Raw genomic sequence first — 4553 nt, forward strand, 5'->3', positions numbered from 1 at the left:
GGCGGACCCGGCGCCGGCCGTCCTGCGGGTGGGGCTCAGCGCCGCCGCGGTGCGGGCGACCCTGCTGCGGCTGCCGAACACCCACTCGGCGATGTGCGCCACGAAGGCCAGCGTGTACACGGCCATCGCCGAGTAGACCAGGACGTTGCTGATGTCGGCTAGCGATTGGTTGTCGGCCGCGGCGAGGTTCACTGGCCAGCTCCTTCGGCAGGACGGACGGACTCGGTTTCGGACTCGGCTGCTTCCGGTTCTGCGGCCCCGGACTCGGCGGCCCCGGGGTCGGAGGTCCCGGGATCGGACGGCTCGACCTCGGACGGCTCGGCGGCGTCGTCGCGCAGGCGCCGGGCGAGGTCGCCCAGCTCCTCCGGGACCCTCGCCGACTCGCTGCGGCCCAGGGCGGCCATCTCCACGACGGTTCGCCCGTCAGGACCGGCCGACGCGCGCACCCACACGCGGCGGCGGGACAGGAACAGCGAACCGGCCAGGCCCAGCACCGCGGCCACCGCGCCGCCCAGTGCCCAGCCCTTGCCGGGCTCCTGGGAGATCTGGAAGCTCGCCCAGCGCTGCACGCTCTCGAACTTCAGCTCACCCGCGCCGTCCGGCAGCTCCAGGGTGTCGCCCGGCTCCAGCACCTTCGCCAGCGGATCACCGCTCTCCTCGGTGAACTGCTCCATCTTCTCCGTGTCGAGCTGGTACACGCTGCGCGGCTGGCCGCCGTTGACGCCCAGGTCACCGCGGTAGGCGGTGAGGAAGAGCGCCGGGTTCGTCAGCCCCGGGAACTGCGACGCCATCTGGCCGGACCCCGGCGCGTACGTCGGCACGAAGAAGCCCTGGAAGCCGAGCTGGTCCTCGGAGCCGTCCGTGTCCCGGTAGTCGGTGACCTTGACCACGCCCTGCGAGGTGACGTTGGCGTCCAGCGGCAGGAACGGGACCGGGCCCCGGTAGGCCACGTCCCCCTGCCCGTCGGTGACGGTGACCACCGGCGCGTAGCCGTGCGCCAGCAGGTAGACCTTCGAGTCGCCGACGTTCAGCGGCCGGTTCACCTCGATCGCGGCCTTCTTCTCCTCGCCGTCCGCGCCCTCCCAGTAGGTGACGTCCGCACGGAACTCGCGCGGCGTGCCCTTCTGCGGGCCGCTCGGCTCGAAGGTGGAGTGGAAGGAGTCCAGCGTGAACCCGAACGAGTCCAGGCTGTCCTCGTCGTAGAGCGAGCCCGCCCGGAAGTCGTCGTACTGGGTGAGGGTGTTGGAGAAGCCGTCGCCCTGCACGATGAGCTTGCCGCCCTCGGACCGCCACAGCTGCCCGGTGGCGAAGGCCAGCAGCATCACGATCAGCGCGAGGTGGAAGACCAGGTTGCCGACCTCGCGCAGATAGCCCTTCTCGGCGCCGATCGAGCCGCCCGACGGGTCCGCGGCCACCCGGAACCGGCGGCGGCGCAGCATCGACCGGGCCGCGCCGAGCACCTCCTCCGGCTCCGCGTCGGTCTGCCACGTGGTGTACGCGGGCATCCGGTCGAGCCGGCGGGGCGCCCGCGGCGGCCGGGCCCGCAGGTGGCCCACGAACTGCCAGCTGCGCGGGATGATGCAGCCGACCAGCGAGACGAAGAGCAGGATGTAGATCGCCGAGAACCACACCGAGCTGTAGACGTCGAACAGCTGGAAGGTGTCGTAGAAACCGGACAGCGTCGGGTTGTTCTCGCGGAACGCGGCGACCTTGGCCTCGTCCACGCCGGTCTGCGGGATCAGCGATCCCGGCACCGTGCCCAGGGAGAGCAGCAGCAGCAGAAGGAGCGCGACCCGCATCGAGGTGAGCTGCCGCCAGAACCAGCGGATCCAGCCGATCACCCCGAGCGACGGCAGGTTGGGCGGCTCCGACTGCTCCTGGTCGGGCGCGGTGGACAGCTGCGCCCCCGCCTCGCGCACCTCGCCCGCGTCCCGTGCGGCGGCGGTGCCGTCAAAACCCGCGTCGCCGGTCGTGCCGCTCCCGCTGCCGGGCTCGGGCTCGGGACCGCTGCCCGGCCCGGGCTCGGGTTCGGGCCGGGTGTCGGTGCTGTTGCTGCTGCCGGGGCCGGTGTCGCTCATCGCCTCAGATTCCCACGGTGTACTGGCTGGACCAGACGGTCAGGTCGTAGACGATCCGGTCCCAGATCCCCGTCACGAGCAGCACGCCGATCAGGACCAGCAGGCCGCCGCCGACGCGCATCACCCACACGTAGTGCTGCTTGACCCAGCCGAACGCGCCCAGCGCCCGCCGGAAGGCGAGCGCGGCGAACACGAACGGCAGGCCCAGGCCCAGGCAGTACGCCACCATCAGCAGCGCGCCCCGACCGGCGCTCGCCTCGTTGACCGCCAGGCTCTGCACGGCGGCGAGCGTGGGTCCGATGCACGGTGTCCAGCCGACGCCGAACAGCACACCCAGCATGGGGGCGCCGGCCAGGCCGACGGACGGCTTGCGGTGGAAGCGGAACTCGCGCTGGGCGAACCCGGGCAGCACACCCATGAAGGCGAGGCCGAGCGCGATGGTCAGCGTGCCCAGGACCGTCGAGATGATCTGCTTGTGCTCCTGGAGCGTGTTGCCGAAGAAGCCGAAGAACGCACCGGTCGACACGAACACCGCGGTGAAGCCCGACACGAACAGCAGAGCGCCGGCGAGCATCCGCCCCCGGCGCGCCTCGGCCAGGTCGCTGCCGCCGATGCCGGTCACGTAGGAGAGGTAACCGGGGACGAGCGGCAGCACACACGGCGAGAAGAACGATATGAGGCCGCCGAGCAGCGCGATCGGCAGGGCCACCAGCAGGGCGCCGGTCAGCACTGTCTGGTTCGCGTCCGTGGCGGCGGTGAGCACGTGCATCGTCAGGTCACTGCTCCGACCGCTGCTCCGCGAGCACCGGGTCGAGAGCGTCGCGGAGTTCCTTCTCGCCGAGCGCCTTCAGCGCCCGCGCGGCGATCCGGCCCTCCCGGTCGAGGATGAGCGTGGACGGGATCGACTGCGGGTTGAGGCTGCCCTTGGGGAACTTGAGGATCAGCTTGCCGCTGGGGTCGAACAGGCTCGGGTACTCGATGCCGTAGGTGCGGTCGAAGGCCTGCGCGTTGGCCTTGTCCAGATCGCGGGTGTTGATGCCGACGAACTGCACGTCCTGGTCGGCGGTGTCCTCGGCGACCTTGGCGAGGTTCGGCGCCTCGGCCCGGCAGGGCGCGCACCACGAACCCCACACGTTGAGCACCACGACCTTGCCGCGGTAGTCGGAGAGCCGCAGCTCCCCGCCGTCCACGGTCTCCCCGGCGATGTCCGGCGCCGGCTGGCGGTCGGCGGCGGCGACCTGGGTGATCTGCCCGGTGCCCTGCACGATGTTGGTGTCGCCGCCGGAGCTGCCCCGGGTGTCGCCGCCGTCGCCGGAACCGCAACCGGCCAGGACGAGACCGGCAGCGGTCAGGGCTGCCGTCAGCGCGGCGGCTCGGCGGACCGGACGGCGTCGGGGGGCGCGGCTGTGGCACATGTGAAAAGTTTCGCATGCACTCTCGAAACCTTCGCCGCGCCCCCCTTGTCCAGAACGTCCGGCCTGTTCAGCCCACCCGGCAGCGGCCCCGGCGGCTGCGGACCGGCGGCCTCGGGCTCCGGACGGCCGGGTCACCGCAATGGCCGCCCCGAATGGCGGACCCGGCGTCCCCGCAGCACGGTGTGACGGTAGGCACCTGCACGAACACGTGACGTGATCGCTCACTTCCCGGTGCCGACCTCATCCCCCCGATCTGGAGAAGAACATGAGGAAGACGACGGCCGTTTCGGTGGCCGCTCTCGCAGCATTCATACCCGCCGTGGCCCTCGCCCCGGCAGCGGTCGCCGGCGTCGCCGCGCCCGACGGCACCGCGCACGGCGACGAGCTGCACGCCACGCTCTCGCCGGTACCGACGAACCGGGTCACCGGCTCCGGCACCGCGACGGTCCACCTCGACGGGAACCAGGCGACCGTGACCGTCAGGACCCAGGGCCTGCTGGACGCGCCGCACGCCCAGCACTTCCACATCGGCGCCAAGGGCCAGTGCCCGACGGCGTCCGCGGCCAAGGAGCACAACGGGCAACTGAGCCTGAACACCACCGACGGCGCGCCGTTCTACGGCGGAATCGGCGCGTCGCTCACCACCACCGGCGACACCAGCGCCGACTCCGGCCTGGCCATCGACCGGTTCCCGCAGGGCGCCTCGTACACGTACCAGCGCACCTTGACGGTCGACGACAAGACCGCCGAGAGCCTGCGGGCGCAGAACGCCGTCGTCGTCGTGCACGGCATCGACTACAACGGCAACGGCGAGTACGACGACGTGCTCGGGGCCAGCGACCTCGACCCCGCGCTGCCCTCCGAGGCCACCAACCCCGCCCTGTGCGGGCCGCTGAAGGCGGCACCCGTCGGCGCGGTGGCCGGCGGAGTGGGCGGTACGCAGACCACTGACACGGTGGCGCTGACCGCTGCCGGGGCCCTGCTGGCCGCGGCCGGCGGCGCGGTCTTCCTGCGGCGCCGCAGCAGCCGCCAGAACTGACCGGCGCGCATGACCAGGCAC

The 4553-nt window shown here is 72.0% G+C and carries 4 protein-coding genes and 1 pseudogene; 1 reads left to right on the plus strand and 4 read right to left on the minus strand.

The features are described from left to right. From ACYVE9_RS16530 to ACYVE9_RS16545, 4 genes and pseudogenes are all read right to left on the minus strand, one after another. A pseudogene (locus tag ACYVE9_RS16530) lies at positions 1-192 on the minus strand (c-type cytochrome biogenesis protein CcsB); the annotation flags it as partial. Beyond that, entirely contained in the window at positions 189-2078 is a 1890-nt protein-coding gene (gene resB / locus ACYVE9_RS16535; protein WP_461028629.1) for a cytochrome c biogenesis protein ResB, read from the minus strand. The gene resB and the pseudogene ACYVE9_RS16530, both read right to left, overlap by 4 nt. 4 nt (positions 2079-2082) lie before the next feature. After that, positions 2083-2847 (minus strand): cytochrome c biogenesis CcdA family protein, encoded by a 765-nt coding sequence (locus tag ACYVE9_RS16540; protein WP_461028630.1) that lies wholly within the window; start codon positions 2845-2847, stop codon positions 2083-2085. Between the two features lie 7 nt (positions 2848-2854). After that, complete coding sequence (locus tag ACYVE9_RS16545) at positions 2855-3493, minus strand: TlpA family protein disulfide reductase (RefSeq protein WP_461028631.1); 639 nt, start codon at positions 3491-3493, stop codon at positions 2855-2857. 265 nt (positions 3494-3758) lie between these two features. On the opposite strand from ACYVE9_RS16545, the gene ACYVE9_RS16550 reads away from it, so the two are divergent. Then, positions 3759-4532 carry an LPXTG cell wall anchor domain-containing protein gene (locus ACYVE9_RS16550; protein ID WP_461028632.1) on the plus strand — a complete coding sequence of 258 codons (774 nt, stop codon included), beginning with the start codon at positions 3759-3761 and terminating at the stop codon, positions 4530-4532. Positions 4533-4553 lie beyond the last annotated feature (21 nt).

Source organism: Streptomyces sparsus, assembly GCF_054776295.1.

Bases quoted from the DNA above. Each gene is read 5' to 3' on its own strand.
- ACYVE9_RS16540 (WP_461028630.1), bottom strand. From the start codon at position 2,847: ATGCACGTGCTCACCGCCGCCACGGACGCGAACCAGACAGTGCTGACC.
- resB (WP_461028629.1), bottom strand. From the start codon at position 2,078: ATGAGCGACACCGGCCCCGGCAGCAGCAACAGCACCGACACCCGGCCC.
- ACYVE9_RS16545 (WP_461028631.1), bottom strand. From the start codon at position 3,493: ATGTGCCACAGCCGCGCCCCCCGACGCCGTCCGGTCCGCCGAGCCGCC.
- ACYVE9_RS16550 (WP_461028632.1), top strand. From the start codon at position 3,759: ATGAGGAAGACGACGGCCGTTTCGGTGGCCGCTCTCGCAGCATTCATA.